Source organism: Clostridium cavendishii DSM 21758, assembly GCF_900141845.1.
Lineage (GTDB): Bacteria > Bacillota > Clostridia > Clostridiales > Clostridiaceae > Clostridium_AG > Clostridium_AG cavendishii.
Genome location: NZ_FQZB01000013.1, coordinates 145539 through 162447, shown reverse-complemented (window position 1 = coordinate 162447; position 16909 = coordinate 145539). Strand labels below are relative to the sequence as shown.

The 16909-nt window shown below is 29.3% G+C and carries 15 protein-coding genes; 13 read left to right on the top strand and 2 right to left on the bottom strand.

What is annotated here, in order from left to right:
- Position 1: 1 nt before the first annotated feature.
- From carB to BUB01_RS15605, 7 genes are all read left to right on the top strand, one after another.
- Positions 2-3211, top strand: a complete 3210-nt coding sequence (gene carB / locus BUB01_RS15635; protein ID WP_072990009.1) for a carbamoyl-phosphate synthase large subunit — start codon at positions 2-4, stop codon at positions 3209-3211.
- A gap of 193 nt (positions 3212-3404) precedes the next feature.
- Positions 3405-3725 carry a PadR family transcriptional regulator gene (locus tag BUB01_RS15630; RefSeq protein ID WP_072990005.1) on the top strand — a complete coding sequence of 107 codons (321 nt, stop codon included), beginning with the start codon at positions 3405-3407 and terminating at the stop codon, positions 3723-3725.
- Between the two features lie 20 nt (positions 3726-3745).
- Positions 3746-4348 carry a DUF2812 domain-containing protein gene (locus tag BUB01_RS15625; protein ID WP_072990002.1) on the top strand — a complete coding sequence of 201 codons (603 nt, stop codon included), beginning with the start codon at positions 3746-3748 and terminating at the stop codon, positions 4346-4348.
- Positions 4349-4746: 398 nt separating this feature from the next.
- Positions 4747-5103: a hypothetical protein gene (locus tag BUB01_RS15620; protein WP_072989999.1), complete on the top strand. Its 357-nt coding sequence runs from the start codon at positions 4747-4749 to the stop codon at positions 5101-5103.
- Between the two features lie 220 nt (positions 5104-5323).
- Positions 5324-6337: a phosphodiester glycosidase family protein gene (locus BUB01_RS15615; protein ID WP_242958420.1), complete on the top strand. Its 1014-nt coding sequence runs from the start codon at positions 5324-5326 to the stop codon at positions 6335-6337.
- Positions 6338-6360: 23 nt separating this feature from the next.
- Positions 6361-7437 (top strand): hypothetical protein, encoded by a 1077-nt coding sequence (locus BUB01_RS15610; RefSeq protein ID WP_072989992.1) that lies wholly within the window; start codon positions 6361-6363, stop codon positions 7435-7437.
- Between the two features lie 213 nt (positions 7438-7650).
- Complete coding sequence (locus BUB01_RS15605; RefSeq protein ID WP_072989988.1) at positions 7651-7926, top strand: YciI family protein; 276 nt, start codon at positions 7651-7653, stop codon at positions 7924-7926.
- A 99-nt stretch (positions 7927-8025) separates the two neighbouring features.
- On the opposite strand, the gene BUB01_RS15600 is transcribed toward BUB01_RS15605, so the two are convergent.
- The gene (locus BUB01_RS15600) at positions 8026-9141 is read right to left on the bottom strand and encodes an HD-GYP domain-containing protein (RefSeq protein WP_072989985.1); all 1116 of its coding nucleotides are present in this window, start codon (positions 9139-9141) and stop codon (positions 8026-8028) included.
- Positions 9142-9314: 173 nt separating this feature from the next.
- Positions 9315-11216: a type I glutamate--ammonia ligase gene (locus tag BUB01_RS15595; protein ID WP_072990202.1), complete on the bottom strand. Its 1902-nt coding sequence runs from the start codon at positions 11214-11216 to the stop codon at positions 9315-9317.
- 387 nt (positions 11217-11603) lie between these two features.
- On the opposite strand from BUB01_RS15595, the gene murI reads away from it, so the two are divergent.
- The 6 genes from murI to BUB01_RS15565 all read left to right on the top strand — a co-directional run bounded on the left by murI (position 11604) and on the right by BUB01_RS15565 (position 16890).
- Entirely contained in the window at positions 11604-12380 is a 777-nt protein-coding gene (gene murI, locus BUB01_RS15590; RefSeq protein ID WP_072989981.1) for a glutamate racemase, read from the top strand.
- Positions 12381-12568: 188 nt separating this feature from the next.
- Positions 12569-12838 carry an STAS-like domain-containing protein gene (locus tag BUB01_RS15585; RefSeq protein ID WP_072989977.1) on the top strand — a complete coding sequence of 90 codons (270 nt, stop codon included), beginning with the start codon at positions 12569-12571 and terminating at the stop codon, positions 12836-12838.
- A 304-nt stretch (positions 12839-13142) separates the two neighbouring features.
- On the top strand, positions 13143-13655 hold the full coding sequence (locus BUB01_RS15580) for a peptidylprolyl isomerase (RefSeq protein WP_072989974.1): 513 nt from the start codon (positions 13143-13145) through the stop codon (positions 13653-13655).
- Between the two features lie 23 nt (positions 13656-13678).
- Positions 13679-14044: a DUF3783 domain-containing protein gene (locus BUB01_RS15575; RefSeq protein WP_072989971.1), complete on the top strand. Its 366-nt coding sequence runs from the start codon at positions 13679-13681 to the stop codon at positions 14042-14044.
- A gap of 5 nt (positions 14045-14049) precedes the next feature.
- On the top strand, positions 14050-14742 hold the full coding sequence (locus tag BUB01_RS15570) for a S24 family peptidase (RefSeq protein WP_072989969.1): 693 nt from the start codon (positions 14050-14052) through the stop codon (positions 14740-14742).
- A gap of 159 nt (positions 14743-14901) precedes the next feature.
- A complete protein-coding gene (locus BUB01_RS15565) occupies positions 14902-16890 on the top strand; it encodes a S8 family peptidase (protein ID WP_143152512.1) in 1989 nt (662 codons plus the stop codon).
- Positions 16891-16909 lie beyond the last annotated feature (19 nt).

Sequence of the window (16909 nt, the reverse complement as noted above, 5' to 3'; positions counted from 1 at the left end):
TATGCCATTAAATAAAGATATAAAAAAAGTTTTAGTTATAGGTTCAGGCCCAATTATTATAGGCCAAGCAGCTGAGTTTGATTATTCAGGAACACAAGCTTGTCAGGCACTTAAAGAAGAAGGAGTAGAAGTTATATTAGTTAATTCTAACCCTGCTACTATAATGACTGATAAAGAAATAGCAAATAAGGTTTACTTAGAACCATTAACTGTTGAGTTTGTAGAAAAAGTTATCGCAAAGGAAAGACCAGATTCTCTTTTAGCAGGTATGGGAGGACAAACAGGACTTAACCTTGCAGTAGAACTTCATGATAAAGGTATATTAGATAAATACGGTGTAAAAGTAATAGGAACCTCTATAGCTTCTATTAAAGAAGGTGAAGATAGAGAATTATTTAGAGCCATGATGCAAAGAACAGGTCAACCTGTAATAGAGAGTGAAATCATAACTGAAATGCAAGCAGGAAGAGATTTTGCTAAAAAAATAGGCTTCCCAGTTATAGTTAGACCTGCTTATACATTAGGTGGAACTGGTGGCGGTATTGCAAATAATGAAGAAGAATTAGAGGAAATATTAGCGTCAGGACTTCAATTAAGTACAATAGGGCAAGTTTTATTAGAAAAGAGCGTTAAGGGTTGGAAAGAAGTAGAATACGAAGTAATGAGAGATTCTTACGGCAATTGTATTACAGTATGTAATATGGAGAATATAGATCCAGTTGGTATTCATACAGGAGATTCTATAGTAGTTGCACCTAGCCAAACTCTTTCAGATAAAGAATACCAAATGCTTAGAAGTGCATCTATAGATATAATAAATTCAGTAGGAATTGAAGGCGGGTGTAATGTACAGTTTGCATTAAATCCAACATCTTTTGAATATGCAGTTATAGAAATAAATCCAAGAGTTTCAAGATCTTCAGCATTAGCATCTAAAGCAACGGGATACCCAATAGCAAAGGTTGCAGCTAAGATAGCTTTAGGGTATGGATTAGATGAAATAAAAAATGCAGTAACTCAAAAAACTTATGCATGTTTTGAGCCTTCCTTAGACTATGTGGTAGTTAAAATACCAAAATGGCCTTTTGATAAATTTCAAGGAGCAGATAGGGCGCTTGGAACAAAGATGATGGCTACAGGAGAAGTTATGGCTATAGGAAGTAACTTTGAAGCAGCTTTCTTAAAGGGGATAAGATCCTTAGAAATAAGTAAATATTCTTTAGAACACAAAAAGTTTAGAAATCTTTCAATGTCAGAATTAAAAGAAAGAGTAGTTACTCCAGATGATGAAAGAATATTTGCCTTGGCAGAAATGATAAGAAGAGATTATAGATTAGACAAGGTTGCCAAAATAACAGGAATAGATATGTTCTTTATAGAAAAACTTAAATGGATAGTAGATGAGGAGCAAAGGTTAAAGCTAAGTAAAATAGATGATTTAGATAAAGAGTGGCTTTTAAAGTTAAAGAAAAAAGGTTTTTCAGATAAGGCTATAGCAGATATGCTTAGGGTAAAACCAAATGATGTTTATAATCTAAGAAGTATATGGAATATAAAACCTGTATTCAAAATGGTTGACACTTGTGGAGGAGAGTTTGAAGCACTTTCACCATATTATTATTCAACTTATGATAAGTATGATGAAGTTACAGTATCCAACAATAAGAAGGTAATAGTAATAGGGTCAGGTCCAATAAGAATAGGTCAAGGAATAGAATTTGATTATGCTTCAGTACACTGTGTAATGGCACTTAGAAGATTAGGAATAGAGACTATAATAATAAACAATAATCCAGAAACAGTAAGTACAGATTTTAATATATCAGACAAATTATATTTTGAACCTCTAACAGAGGAGGATGTATTAAATATAATAGATAAGGAAAAACCAGATGGAGTTATACTTCAATTTGGTGGGCAAACATCTATAAAACTTGCAGAATTCTTAAAAGAAAAAAATGTGAAAACTTTAGGAACTACAGCTGATCAAATAGATTTAGCAGAAGATAGAGAAAAATTTGATGCTTTACTAGAGGAGCTTGGAATAGCTAGACCAAAAGGAAAAGGGATTTGGAACATTGAGGAAGGATTAAGAGAAGCTGAAATTTTAGGTTTTCCAGTACTAGTTAGACCTTCTTATGTATTAGGTGGGCAAGGTATGGAAATAACACATGATAAAGAAGAATTAGTGTTCTACCTAAAGAATGCTTTTGAAAAAGATACAAAAAATCCAATCCTTATAGATAAGTATTTAATGGGAAGAGAAATAGAGGTAGATGCAATCTCAGACGGTGAGGATATTCTAATACCAGGAATAATGGAACATCTTGAAAGAGCAGGGGTTCACTCTGGGGATAGTATAACTATGTATCCAAGTCAGCATTTAAGTGAAAAGATAAAGACAGATGTTTATGAATACACAAGAAAGCTTGCTTTAGCAATAGGAATACATGGTATGATAAACATTCAGTTCATAGAGTTTGAAGGTAAGTTATATGTTATAGAAGTAAATCCTAGAGCTTCAAGGACAGTACCATATATATCAAAGGTAAGTAAGGTTCCAATAGTAGATTTAGCAACTAGGGTAATGACTGGAGAAAAATTAAAAGATTTAGGTTATGGAACTGGAGTTTATAAAGAGCCAGAATTAGTATCAGTAAAAGTACCAGTGTTCTCAACTCAAAAGCTTCCAAGAGTAGAGATGTCTCTAGGACCTGAAATGAAATCTACAGGAGAAGTTTTAGGTGTAGGAAGAACGCTAGAAGAAGCTTTATACAAAGGCTTCGTAGGAGCAAATATGTACACTGGTAAAGCAGGTGGTACAATACTTGCAACTATAAATAAGCATGATAAGCAAGAATTCTTAAGTATAGCTAAAGGATTAGATAACTTGGGTTATAACTTCATAGCAACCTCTGGAACAGCTAAGCTATTAAATGACGCTGGTATAGAAACTAAGGAAGTAAGAAAGATTGATGAAGAGAGTCCGAATATATTAGATGCTATAAAAAATATGGAAGTAGACTTAGTTGTGAATACTCCAACTAAAGGAAATGATTCTAAAAGAGATGGATTTCATATAAGGAGAGCAGCCATAGAAAGAAATATAGGAGTTCTTACAGCACTAGATACATTTAAGGCATTAGTAGATGTAAAGTTAAGCAAGGTTGAAGATTTAGATTTAGAGGTATTCGATTTAGTTAAAGAGTAAACTTAAAAATTAAAATAGTAGTTTAAAATAGGAATTAGAAAAGATATTTTCTAATTCCTATTTTTTACTATTGTATATTTAATAGAAATATATTACAATTAAATATATCGAGATGAAATATATTTAGAGTAAATACATTGGAACGAAATATATTGGACTAAAATACATTTGCAAAAAATATGGAGGTGAAAAAGTGGATATAAGTAAATTAATTAAATCGTACTTACCAATGTCAGAAACTATGTATTATATTCTCCTATCCACTGTAGAAAAAAGACACGGCTATGGAATAATACTTTATGTTGAAGAGATAACAAACAAGAGGATAAAACTAGGGGCAGGAACCATATACAATACTTTATCAAAGCTAGAGGGTGACAGTTTAGTGAAAGTTGTTGAAGAGACGGATAGGAAAAAGATTTATAAAATAACAGACTTGGGAAAAGAGATACTTGCAAAAGAGATTGAGAGATTAAATGAGTTAACTGCAAATTCTAAATACTTCTTAGTTTAAATGAGAAGGGAGTGAGTGAAATGGGGTCAATAATAAGGTTTAAATTAGCTACATTAGATATCAAAAATTATGAAGTTTGGCTTGAGAAAAAAGCAGAAGAAGGGTTGAAGTTAAGAAGAAAATTTTTAGGATTTCATATTTTTAAAAGGGGTAAAGGTGAAAAGGTTAAATACTTTTTAGATTTGAATGATTTTCCTAATAATGTATATTCGGCAAAAAGAAGAATGATAGATGTGAAAGATGTTGAACAAGGAATTATAGATTATGAAGAGTTATATAAAAATATAGGTTGGGAATTAGTATGGAAAAGAAAATCTGAATGGGGTCACGGAATAAGCTTTCATTTGTGGAAAAAGGGTTGTAGTGAGGAAGAACCAGAAACTATTAATGATTATGATTCTTTAATAAAATACAATAAAAATATTATGTGTATATCAAATTTTTTAATAGTAACTTCTGTGTGGACATTAAATATGTTTTTAAGTGAAAAATATTATAATAATTATTTCTTTATAGCTTTAATTTTGTTTCTTATACTTTGTGGTGTTTATGGTACAACTATAAGACTTAAAAACAACAGAAAATATAAAAATTTGAAGTTAGAAAAAGAGTTTAAAGGGTAAAAGAATATACAGATGAAAGACCAGAAGCTATAACAGATACTGATTCACTTATAAAGCTATATAAAAATAACTTATCAATAACAATGACTATTTTAATTCTAGAATTATTTTGGGGAGTATATGGTGTAGTTAAGTTCGAAAATCATATTTTCTGGTACTTATTTTTATTACTTCTTTTTAGTATTATAATTTACTATTTAATAGCTTCATTAAGATCTTATAGAAAATATAAGAATTTAAAAATAGAAAAAGAATTTAGATTGTAGAATAAATGATATTATAATAAGATTAAGCGACAATTCAATGATAATTATGAATAAATTGTATAACAATTATTGAATAAAGAAGGTAAAAACGATAAACTATGGATTATAAAAATTAAAGGGTGGGGTTATAAAATGAAAAAGTTAAAATGGCTATTTAGAATTTTTATAATAGGAAGTTTATTCAATGGGGCTATCCTTATAATTTATCTTTTATATACTAAAAACTCATTAGCACAATTATCAACATTTTTAATGGTTGCTACAGCTATAGAGTTTATATTAGCGTTTCTTTGTCTTTCTAATCCATCAGATGAATTATCACGATCAAAGCGAAATATGTTTAATGATTCGTTTGGTTTTATGAATAGAAGTTTAATGGGAAAATACATATCTGATTCTGAAAATTGTAATTTTATAGTATTTCAAATATTTAGTGTTTTTGGAGTAGTTGGTATTTTGTATTTATTTATAATAACTAAGTTATCTTAGAGTATTTTTTATAAGTAAAAATAGATGATTATTTATAAAGTAAGTGTAAATTTAAAAAGACACTTACTTTTTTTATAATATGTTATTAAATGCGATTTCTTCTCATAAATACATAGTATAGCTAGTAAATTATAATTTTAAAATTGTTAATGATTAGAAATTCTGAATTATGATATAATATAAAATGGCAAGAAAAAACCTTATTAATTTGGAGGATATAATGAAGGAAAATAAAAGAAAAAGAGGAAGAAAAGTAAAAACCAGATTTAATATAAAAATTTTTTTATTAGGATTAGTATTTATGATTGCATTTGTAGGGATAACATCACCTATATTAATTTTATATGGACCATATGATACTTTAAGAAAGACTGCAATATCCACAGTACTTGCAACAAGACATAAATATTTAATAACTGATATGTTTTCCCAACAAGAAATAGATAAATTTTTGGGCGTAACCGAAAGCTCAGGTAAAGAAGAAGTACAAGATATTAAGAAGGTTAGTATAAAAAATAGAGGTAGTAATGATGTATCGTGTCAAGAGATACATACAGATAGATTTGATGGATTTTTAGTAAAGATAAGTAACCCAACAAAGGTAAAGGTAGCTATGACAAAGTATCTTTATAAAAAAGGGCAGAAAACAAGTGAAATGGCAGAGGATCATAATGCTATAGCGGCTATAAACGGTGGAGCATTTGTAGACAAATCTTCAAATGGGACAGCTTTTGCAGGAACAGGGGCTGAACCAGGGGGATTCGTAGTGTCAGGTGGGAAAGTTATTTATCCTAAACAAGAAGATTTGAAAACTGTATATAATGTAGTTGCATTCACAGAAGATGGACACCTAATAGTTGGAGATAAAAGCTTAGGTGAACTTAAAAGTATGAAAGTTAAGGAAGCTATGTGTTTTAGAAGGCCAAATTTAATCATAAATGGAAAACCTCAAATAACAAATAGAATGGAAGAAGGGTTAAATCCTAGAACAGCAGTAGCGCAAACCGGGGATGGAACGGTATTGTTCTTGGTTATAGATGGAAGAAAGGCAACTAAATTAGGTGCAAGCTTATATGATGTACAAAAGATATTTTTAGAGTATGGAGCAGTAAATGCAGGGTGTTTAGATGGTGGTTATTCAAGTACTTTGTATTATGAAGGAGAAGTAATAAATTCGCCAAATGCTTGGGATGGTGAAAGAAGTGTTGCTACAGCCTTCTATGTAGAAGAATAGATTGATGAAAAGGTGTTGAAAGAATGAATAAAAAAATAAGATTGATTGTTGGATGGACAATAATAGCTATACTGATTCAAAATGCAATATTCTTATATATAGATAAAATATATTTAACTTCTGATTTGAAGCTAAAGGTTGGAAATATAAATAAGAAGAAGGTTGAAGACGACAAAGAAATAAAGGTGGATATAGATAGTTCAGCTGAGAATATAGCAGCGAGTTATGATGGTAAATATGTGTCTTATAAATTAGATAACAAGTTAAAGATTAAGAGCTTAAATGATAATAAGGACACAACTATAGATTTAGATGAGCTTATAAAAGATGATACTAAGAGAACAGTTAAAAATAGAGAGATAGTTTATTATAATTGGTTTGAAAGTGATGATAGTATGATAATAATGCAAAAGCTAGTGCAAAATGGGAGAAGTTATTTTGAACCCATAGCTTATAATGCAAAGAAGAATGAGGTAAGAGAACTTTCGGACTTTAATATGAAGAAATTACAAATACCTGTAAATTCAAAAGAAGATACTGTAGGAGATATAGCTTTTTCTAATTTAACACATAGTATATATATAAAAATAGATAAATCTAAGTCAAGATCAGATATATATTATGCAAATGTAATGAATCAATTGAAGAAAGTTAAAAATAATAGTCAGGTATCAGACATGGCTGTAACTACTACAAATACAAATCTGATAACAGAGGAAGGAAATAAAATAAGAGTATTAAATAGAAAGAATGAAATAAAGATACAAAATGAAAAAACGCTAAAAATACTTGGAACTGATTCCAATGATAATCTATTTATTGGAGCAGGAAGTGATACTAAGATAAATAAAGTATTTTTTGGAGAGATAAATGATAATAAAAATGATTTTAAAACACTTAATCTTCCAGTAGCTGTTAATAAAAAGGATATATTTATAGATAATCAAGGTAAGGTTTTTATAAATAACAAAGATAAAAGTGAAATTATAGACATTAGTAATGGAAATAAGAGTTATAAATATTCTGGAGATGTTATAGCTGTATATAATAAGGGATTAATACTTAAATCAAATAATAGCATAGTAAGGACTAAGTTTTAAATAAAAGCACTAGTTTAGGGTTAGAGAAATTTCTAGCTTAAACTGGTGTTTTTTTTAGTAAAAATTATTGACAACAGAACAAATGTTTGCTAATATTTATTTCAGAACATAAGTTCGGAAAGTGAAATTTAAAACTTGAATTATTAATTAAGTAATATTTTTAAGGTTGACATAATATATATATGAGAGAGTTATATTTTGGGGGGAATAAAAATGAAAAAAAGTAATGGTATTTTTGTAAAGATTAATTATAAGTTGAATAAAAGAGAGAAGGCATTAGGTAAATCTATAAGTGGCGTAGTCAGGGATATAAATATGTCTAAATACTTACTTTGCGCGGGAAGGTATAATAAAAACGGTGGCACCATAATTTTTCAAGCAAATAATCTTATGGAAGCAGAAGAAATCATAAGTAATAATCCATTTTCACATGCTGAAAATTATTCGTTTGAAATTTTGAGCCAAAATAGAATAGCTTTATATAATTAGAAGAGTAGTTTTATAGAGTTTTACCTAAATATTAAGAAACCCATATTTAGCATAAGTACATGCTAAATATGAGTATTATTTCATTTAAGAAATATTAAGTTATAGTTCATATTGAATAGATGAAATAACGATTGAAAGCTCTTTTACTAAATCGACTAAAGTACCTATACTGGAATGCTTTTCACTTTTTAATATTTTAACTGTAGGGCGAAGTGGATAATTTGAAGGTGTTTTTTCAACTATACCTATGTCACCTGTACTTAGTTTAACTAGTGTTCCTTTAGGATAAGGAACTATTATATTAGCAAATGCCTTAACTATATTATAATCAAAACTAGTATCCGCATTTCCAAGGATGTATTCAAAAGCTTCATTTGGAGACAAAGCTCTTTTATAAGGCCTGTCCGATGTTAGGGCGTCGTATACATCGGCAACAGACACAATTTTAGCAAGTCTATTTATCCTATTATCTGCTCGACCATCAGGATAACCAGTACCATCAATTCGTTCATGATGTTGCAAGACTATAATTCTAGAATTTGTGCTTAAATTAGAAATTTTTTTTAAGTGATTATATCCAAGTTCAGGATGCTTTTTCATAGTTTCGTATTCTTCATCAGTAAAAGGTCCGGACTTAGATAATAGAGACTTATCTATGAAAACTTTACCTATATCATGTAATAAAGCGCCAATGCATAAGTCTAATAAATCTTGTTTTGGAAGATTTAAACCGATGCCAAGTACTAAAGAAAGTATAGCTACATTTGTACAGTGTTGATATGTATAGTTATCCATACTTTTTATGTCTACAAGATTTACCATTATGTTTTTATTAGACATAATATTATTAAGTAATTCTTCTGCTAAATCATAAATAGACGTTAAGTATTCTTCTTTTTCACGGATTAAAGCGGAATAACTTTTTTTAGGTGATGAATTATCCTGCTTAAAATATAATTTTTCTGCATTGCAAAAGGTTGATTTAACTAAATTAATAGATTTTTGGCGAAGCTCTGGTTTTATTACATCCTCTATTTCATGCTCGCTATATTCATCCACTATATATAATGAATATATATGAATATCTTTTATTCGTTTAAGGAGACTAGCTGTGAGTTTAACTCCTTCACGCAGTAAAGTTCTTCCATCTTCATCGAATATAGTCTTAGCTAGGTAACACCCTTCTCTTGCACATTCAATTGGTACAAGCCTCATTATAAAACACCTCGAATTTATATATAGTTTAATTATACTATAAGGAATAGGTGTATTCTATAAAAAATGTAAAAAATAAAAGAATTTTCACCAATAAATAAAAAATAGAAGACATTTCAATGACTTCTATTTTTTAATATTATAGTACAGTATAAAATTATATATATTTTTTATTAAATGTCTAATAGGTTTTTCTTATAGTTTGAGTAAAGATGTCTAAGCATATGCATACTTTCATCAAGCTCAAGTTGTAATTTTGAAGCCTTATCATATTTTTCAGCATTAATTGCTTCTTTTATTTGTGTAAATAAACCTCTTGTTGAATAGGTATCTTTCATAATAATATGCCTTAAATCATTTATAGCAATCCAATTAGTCAAATCTAAGTCTAAAGCTTTTTCAGAATTGTGAAGACATTTATAACTTCTAATTTCATCCATATAATTAGAAATTATTCTGCTTATTATTTCAGTAGCCCATCTCTTAGTAACTGCAGTTTTAAAACTATTTATAAGTTTATCAGTAAATACATTATTTCTCTTTAATGTTTTAAGTTTTTCAGGATATCTATCAAATGCTTGAAGATTTTCATAGACAGTAGCTGGAGCTACTCCAAAGAATTTCTTTCGTTCTTCTTCAGTATAGTGTTCAAATACATCTTCTTCACTTCTATAAGCTCTATCTTTTTCAAGGTATTTAGCATCCTCCCCAGCTTTTTTAGATAATTCAGCAAGTAATTCATCCTCTGATTTATTGTTTTCTAATGCATACAAAATACCATCAAGCATAGCTAAATATGACACAGCTAAGCAAAGATAAGTGTTTGTGAATGGATTAGGTGCTCTAAGTTCAAATCTTGTAGCTAAAGGATTATTAATGTCTCTTATAAGACCGGCTAATATAGTTCTATTTCTTGAAGGAACTTCTGGACTTGCTCCAAGAGAAGTAACTATACATACAGGAGCTTCAAAACCTGGTTTTAATCTCTTAAGAGAATCTGTAGTTGATGATACAAATGGATTTATAACTTCATAATTTTTTAAAAGTCCCATTATAGCACCATAACCAATACAGCTTAAGAAGTGCTTTTTAGTAGCTGTAAATAAATTGATTCTTTTACCATTTTTAAGTTTTAAGCTTACTCCAAGATGTGTGTGTTCACCAGTTCCAGCAACCCCCTCTATAGGTTTTGCTAAAAATGTTGCTTCTAACCCATGTTTTCTAAAAGTTTCTTTGACTAAGCTTCTTATAAATAATTCATTATCAGCTGCTTGTGAAGCACCATCAAATTTCCAATCTATTTCAAGCTGTTCCATTATATGATTGAAATTACCTGAAGAATCAAATTTACCTTTAACTCCTCCAACTTCTTTATGTCCCATTTCAGGTTCAAAGCCATAAGCATCCATAAGAAGAAGGCTTTCTTCTAGGGCAGTTCTAACTATACCTTTGGTTCTAGTCCAATATTGTTCTTGTAACACTTGAGAAGTTGAAAGTTCTTCGATATGAGCAACATCATTAGGTGTTTGAACCCAAAACTCTAATTCGGTAGCAGAAGTTATAGTGATTTCATCTATATCATCATAGCTAATGCCAAAAGGAACTAAGGTGTTAGGGTTATTTTTAAATATATTTAATAATGATTCTTTAAAAGTTGATACTGCAGATTTTAAGATATATCTTGAATCAACTGCTACATTTTCGTGTATTAAGAAACAAGGAATTCTTAAAGTTCCTACAGGTTTTTCAGTAGATGGATCTATAAAGTCATAATTATAGTCTACAAACCAATTACATTCTATATCTGCTATCATATCTATTTTGGCATTATTTAAGGTAGCTATTCCAGGTAAAACAACGGAAGAACCATCAGTTTGTACTGCTGTTCCGTGAAGAAATGCTTCAATATCTTCAATGAAAATTTTAACTGGAATTTTCTCGTCAGTATCATTACCAGATAGGTCAACACCAACTAAAGATACGAATTTTATTTCAGGATGTTCCTTTAGTATATTTAGCAAGTCCTCTTTGTTATGATTCGTCTTTTTAATCGTGTAGATTAGATTTTTATTCATAAAATTCATTTATCTATAAATCATGGTCAGTAATTTAAGATAAATTTTTCACTTCCTTTCAAAATAAAATAGTATAGTGAAAAGTTAATCGAACGTTTTTAAAAAATTTCGATGAATCATTCGGTCAAGTTATATATAAAATTTTATTATAATTATATATCTCTGTCAATAAAAGTAAAGCCTATTTTTAAAATATTAAAAAGTTTGAATTAATGAAAATTTAAAACGATATCATTTGGTAAAATAGAAATTTTAACAACTTTAAATAATCTTAAAACATTAACTTTATTAAGATATATATGTATTTTGAGAAAAACAATAGATTTATATGTATGAAAAGTATAAAATAGTATATGTAAATTATGAGGATTTAATGGAGTGATATAGATGAAAAGCATTTTAAGTAGAAATAATCCAATTGGTTTTTTTGACTCAGGGGTAGGTGGATTAAGTGTGATGAAAAAAACAATAGAGCTTTTACCACACGAAAATTACATATATTATGGTGATTCTAAAAATGCACCTTATGGAGTTAAAACAGTGGATGAGGTTAAAAAGCTTAGCTTTAAGGCCGTAGAATTCTTATTAGAGAAGGGCGCAAAGGCAATAGTGATTGCTTGTAATACAGCAACAGCTGCAGCAGTTGAAGATATAAGAAAAGGATATGCGGATATACCTATAATAGGAATAGAGCCCGCATTAAAACCAGCTATAGAGCTTAATAAAAATGGTGATATTTTAATAATGGCTACGCCTATGACATTAAATGAGAAGAAGTTTGCAAAGCTTATGAGTAGATATAAAGAGAAGAAAAGCATAATACCATTACCTTGTGCAGGACTTGTTGAGTTTATTGAAAGTGGTGTTTTGGAGGGGGAAGAGCTTAGGAAGTTCTTAAGTGAAAAATTACAAGGGCATAATTATAAAAATACTTCAAGTATAGTTTTAGGATGTACACATTATCCTTTTGTAAGGAATGAAATTCAAAGCATAGTAGGCCATGAAGTTAATATAATAGATGGAAGCCTTGGTACAGCAAAAGAGTTAAAAAGAAGACTTAAAGAGAATAATATACTTAATGAAAAAAAGGAAAAAGGCAATATAGAAATTTATAATTCTAAATCTGAAGTTGTAGAATTAAGTTATAAATTAATAAATTTATAAGTGAGAGTCTAAATTTTATATTTGGTAGTGTAATTTACTTATTCGAAAAGAATCTTAACAGTAAAAAGTTAAGATTTTTTTTATAAAACTTTGTTAAAATGTTGACAAAAAATGATCAAATTGCTATTATAATAATATAAAAAGAATTTTCAGAAAATTTAAACAATAAAATCAAAGAGGTGGATACAATGGAAATTAATGTTAGGGGATTTTTAGGCGATGATTTTGTGGTAGAAGATGCTATAGTTCTTAGAGAATATATAGAAGAGAATACAGATGAAATGATATGGTTAGATTTTGACGGAATTGAAAAAGTTTCAACCACTTTTTTAAATTGCTTGTTCACAGATTTAATAAATAAGGAAGGTAGAGATACTATTATTAGGAGAATATGCGTTAAAAATTTAGCAAATCAAAGGGATTTTTGCAGAGTCGTTAGGGGAACTGCTTTTTGTTAGAAATTGTTGCATTAGTATAGCATATAGATATATTTAAAGTATAATGATTAAGTAGGCATATAGAATTTGGTAAGGTGTTTTTATTATCAAGTCCTATATGTTTTTTTGTATTCCATAAAGGCTAGAAATAATATATAATCTATATTAAAGAATATTCCAGAAGATATACTTTACATTTTTTATCTATGATTTTACTACATATGACCAAAAATAATAGATAGGTATGGTTATTGGTGTATTATATGGAACATAATATATAGTAATACCGTTAGGTATTTTATAATTTTGAAGGGAGATTTAAAATATGAATCCAATAGTTACTATAAAATTAAATACAGGTGAAATTATAAAGGCTGAGTTATATCCTGAAATAGCTCCAAATACAGTTAAAAACTTTGTTAGCTTAATTAAAAAAGGTTTTTATGATGGATTGATATTCCATAGGGTTATAAAAAACTTTATGATACAAGGAGGATGTCCAGAAGGATCAGGTATGGGAGGTCCAGGATATAGTATAAAGGGAGAATTTAATTCAAATGGGTTTAAAAATGATTTAAAGCATACTTTAGGTATATTATCAATGGCTAGAGCTATGAATCCAAACTCAGCAGGAAGTCAATTCTTTATAATGGCCGGAACTACTCCACACTTAGATGGGCAATATGCAGGTTTTGGTAAGGTTACAGAAGGTATTGAAGTTGTATTAAGAATAGCTGATATAAAAACAGATAGAATGGATAGACCTTATGAAGATCAAATAATGGAATCAGTAACAGTAGAAAATGCTGATGATATGGAAGAACCAGAAATCTTTTAATTATTAATTAATGGGGTGAGGATATGCTTGAGAATAAAAAATGTCTTTTAACTTATGGGTTAACTGAGGAGCAAAACAAAGAACTCCAATCAACTGGTATAAAAATTGAAGTGATAAATCCTTTGATGGTAGAAATGAAGATAAGTGATATAATAAATGGATTTAAATTTGAAACTGCAGGTAGGATGTTATCACTAGAAAAAGTAGTTTTATTTAATAGTTTTTCAGATGAAGACCTTCATAAAATGATTAAAATAGTAAAGGCTATAGCTGGTGCACCAATACTTGCTGTAGTAACTCCTACATCAGAACAGTGGACTTTTGCTAATTTATTAGAACATCTTATGGAAGAGAGAGAATGGTATAGTAAACAAGGGAAAGGAAGATAAGAACATTGAGTAGAGTTGGGGAAAAGATTAAAGAGGCTAGATTAAAAAATGGAATGTCTCAGAAAGTATTAGCTAAAAAATTGGGAGTAGCTGAAAAGTTTATAAATGAAGTTGAACTTGGAAGAAGAATATTAAATGAATCTTTAATAGAACGTATAGGTAAAACCTTAAATACAGATTTAAATGATGTTAGTATGGTAGTTACTGATGAGGATTTAAATAGAGAGAAAGCATTATTTAACGAAACTAGAGCTAATCAAAGTAAGGCTAGTAAAAAAGCTGATACTGAGGTTAATGAAGTGTGGAATCAAGCTTTCGGATCAGTACTTAAAAATGTACCTATATATGATTATACTTTAACTAAAGTGCAGGGATCTAGACAACTTCCGGTTCATTCAAATAAAATAGAAGGTCATGCATCAGATAAGGTTTTTTATTTAGTTGTAGAAAATGATGATATGAGTGGCTATAGAGTAGCTGCTGGAGATATTGCTTTTTGCCATGCTATAAAAGAAGTTGAAAATAATGCAATATGCCTTTTGGACTATAATGGGAAAAGAGCTATAAGACAAGTAAAAAAACTTGATAATACAAAAGTGTTACTTATAAGTAATAGAGGTAGCGTAATGACTGAGACCGTAGAAATAAAAAAAATACAACCTGTAGCTAAATTAGATAAGGTTGAAATTCAATTATAATTTAATAAATGATTTAAAAACTCATGTTTATAATGCATAAATGCTAAGTAAATATGAGTTTTTTTGTAATTAAATTAGGTACATTTGAATAAATTATTTATAATAATATTTTTGATAGAGGGTGTTATTATATCACAAGATGAGCTAAAGTATCTTAATATGAAATTTATAACAAAAAGTTTAGTAAAAAAACCTGAGTTATTGGCACAAATTAAGGATATAAATTATAGGGAGGCATATTCTGAAAATGAATTTACAGAAGAAGAACTTAACAAAGCGGTACAAAATTATATAAATCCTAATTATATAAATTTAATAGTTGAGTATCAAGGAGAACTAGTAGAGGCTTTGAGAAAAAGTGAAGATATAACAGGGTTTATCTTTGATGATGTATTTGCAATAATTTCAGTGAAAAAAGAGAAATTTCCTGATGCGATTGTAAATATAGACGAGGTTATATTTACAACTCCAGCAGGACTTTATACACTAGGAACAGTATCACCAGTAGAGACTTCATATGCTACAAAATTTCATAATAATATATACTTAACTCTAGATGGACAAGAAGTGCTTGTTGGAATATTAGATACTGGTATAGATTATTTAAATGAAGAATTTTTAAATGAAGAAGGAAATACGAGAATAGAGAGTATTTGGGATCAAACTATAGAGGAAGATAAAAAGACTAATAATTATTTATTTGGAACAGAATATACTAGGAATAATATAAATGAGGCATTGAAGGCTAAAAAGGATGGGAAAAATCCATACGAAGTAGTCCCATCTAAGGATATTATAGGGCATGGAACTCATATGGCTAGTTTAGTAGGAGCTGGTGGAAAAAATCCTGATTTAACGGGAGCTGCCCCAAGATGTGATTTTGTTATTGTAAAATTAGCAGAGGCTAGTCTATTTAATAGGGAGTATTTTGGAGTTTATGAAAAGGGAAATCCATGTTTTAGTAGTACTGATGTAATTTTAGGGGTAAAGTATTTATTTGAAAAGGCAAAAGAAGTCGGAAAACCTATGGTTATATTAATACCAATAGGAAGTAATATAGGTGCTCATGATGGAACGGCGCCCATAGAAAGATATATTGATAGCATAAGCAAAAGCAGGGGAATTACTGTTGTTACTATGACTGGAAATCAAGGAGATGCAGAAAATCATACTACTGGAATAATACCTAAAGCTGGTGATTTTAAAATTATAGAGCTTAAAATTGGGAAGGGACAAAAAAATATATATTTTGATATTTGGTGTAAAAAGCCAGATAAAGTAGGCTTGGAGATAACGTCTCCTTCAGGAGAAATAGTAGATAAAATATCAGCAAGGTTAAACCAAACGGTTGATGTTAAATTTGTATATGAAGGTACGAAGATGTCAATAACTTTCTATTTGCCAGAAGAAGTTACTGGTGACGAAAGAATAACAATTAGGGCAACAGATATTAAGGAGGGAATATGGAAGTTTAAGCTTATAGGGGAGCTTATTGTAAGCGGAAGATATGATGCATGGCTTAATCAAATAAAACTTTTAGATTCAGATACCAAATTTTTAAATTCAAGTGCATATACAACCATCGTAATACCAGGAACATCTTCAAAAGCTATTACTGTAGCATTTTATAATCAAAATAATAATTCTAATGTTATCGAATCTGGAAAAGGATATACGAGGGATGGACGTATAAAACCAGATATAGCAGCTGGAGGGGTTGAGGCTTTAGTAGCTGATCCGACTGGGAGAACTAGTGTGGTATCTGGTTCGAGCGTAGCAAGTGCTGTAGTAGCTGGGTGTTGTGCATTATTATATCAATGGGGTATTATTTATGGAAATGACCCTAATATGTATTCTACAAAAATGAAAACTTATTTGATAAGAGGGACGTTTAAACGTGAAGGAGATGTATATCCTAATCAACAATGGGGATATGGGATAATAAATATGGATGGTGTATTTTCAAATATAAGAAATTTAGGTAGCACTAATATATATAAAGATAGAGGTAGAGTTAATAAATATAAAGAGGATATTGAATTTGAACCTATAAAATATGAATTAAGAAAATACATTTATGATGATGAGTTGTATGAAGAATATTACAAAAACAATATATTTATAAGAAAACCAGTTTATTTTTTATAATACTATTTTCTTGAATGGA

Bases quoted from the DNA above. Each gene is read 5' to 3' on its own strand.
- BUB01_RS15595 (WP_072990202.1), bottom strand. From the start codon at position 11,216: ATGAATAAAAATCTAATCTACACGATTAAAAAGACGAATCATAACAAA.
- BUB01_RS15585 (WP_072989977.1), top strand. From the start codon at position 12,569: ATGGAAATTAATGTTAGGGGATTTTTAGGCGATGATTTTGTGGTAGAA.
- BUB01_RS15625 (WP_072990002.1), top strand. From the start codon at position 3,746: ATGGGGTCAATAATAAGGTTTAAATTAGCTACATTAGATATCAAAAAT.
- BUB01_RS15610 (WP_072989992.1), top strand. From the start codon at position 6,361: ATGAATAAAAAAATAAGATTGATTGTTGGATGGACAATAATAGCTATA.
- BUB01_RS15565 (WP_143152512.1), top strand. From the start codon at position 14,902: ATGAAATTTATAACAAAAAGTTTAGTAAAAAAACCTGAGTTATTGGCA.
- carB (WP_072990009.1), top strand. From the start codon at position 2: ATGCCATTAAATAAAGATATAAAAAAAGTTTTAGTTATAGGTTCAGGC.
- BUB01_RS15620 (WP_072989999.1), top strand. From the start codon at position 4,747: ATGAAAAAGTTAAAATGGCTATTTAGAATTTTTATAATAGGAAGTTTA.
- murI (WP_072989981.1), top strand. From the start codon at position 11,604: ATGAAAAGCATTTTAAGTAGAAATAATCCAATTGGTTTTTTTGACTCA.
- BUB01_RS15615 (WP_242958420.1), top strand. From the start codon at position 5,324: ATGAAGGAAAATAAAAGAAAAAGAGGAAGAAAAGTAAAAACCAGATTT.
- BUB01_RS15600 (WP_072989985.1), bottom strand. From the start codon at position 9,141: ATGAGGCTTGTACCAATTGAATGTGCAAGAGAAGGGTGTTACCTAGCT.
- BUB01_RS15580 (WP_072989974.1), top strand. From the start codon at position 13,143: ATGAATCCAATAGTTACTATAAAATTAAATACAGGTGAAATTATAAAG.
- BUB01_RS15575 (WP_072989971.1), top strand. From the start codon at position 13,679: ATGCTTGAGAATAAAAAATGTCTTTTAACTTATGGGTTAACTGAGGAG.
- BUB01_RS15605 (WP_072989988.1), top strand. From the start codon at position 7,651: ATGAAAAAAAGTAATGGTATTTTTGTAAAGATTAATTATAAGTTGAAT.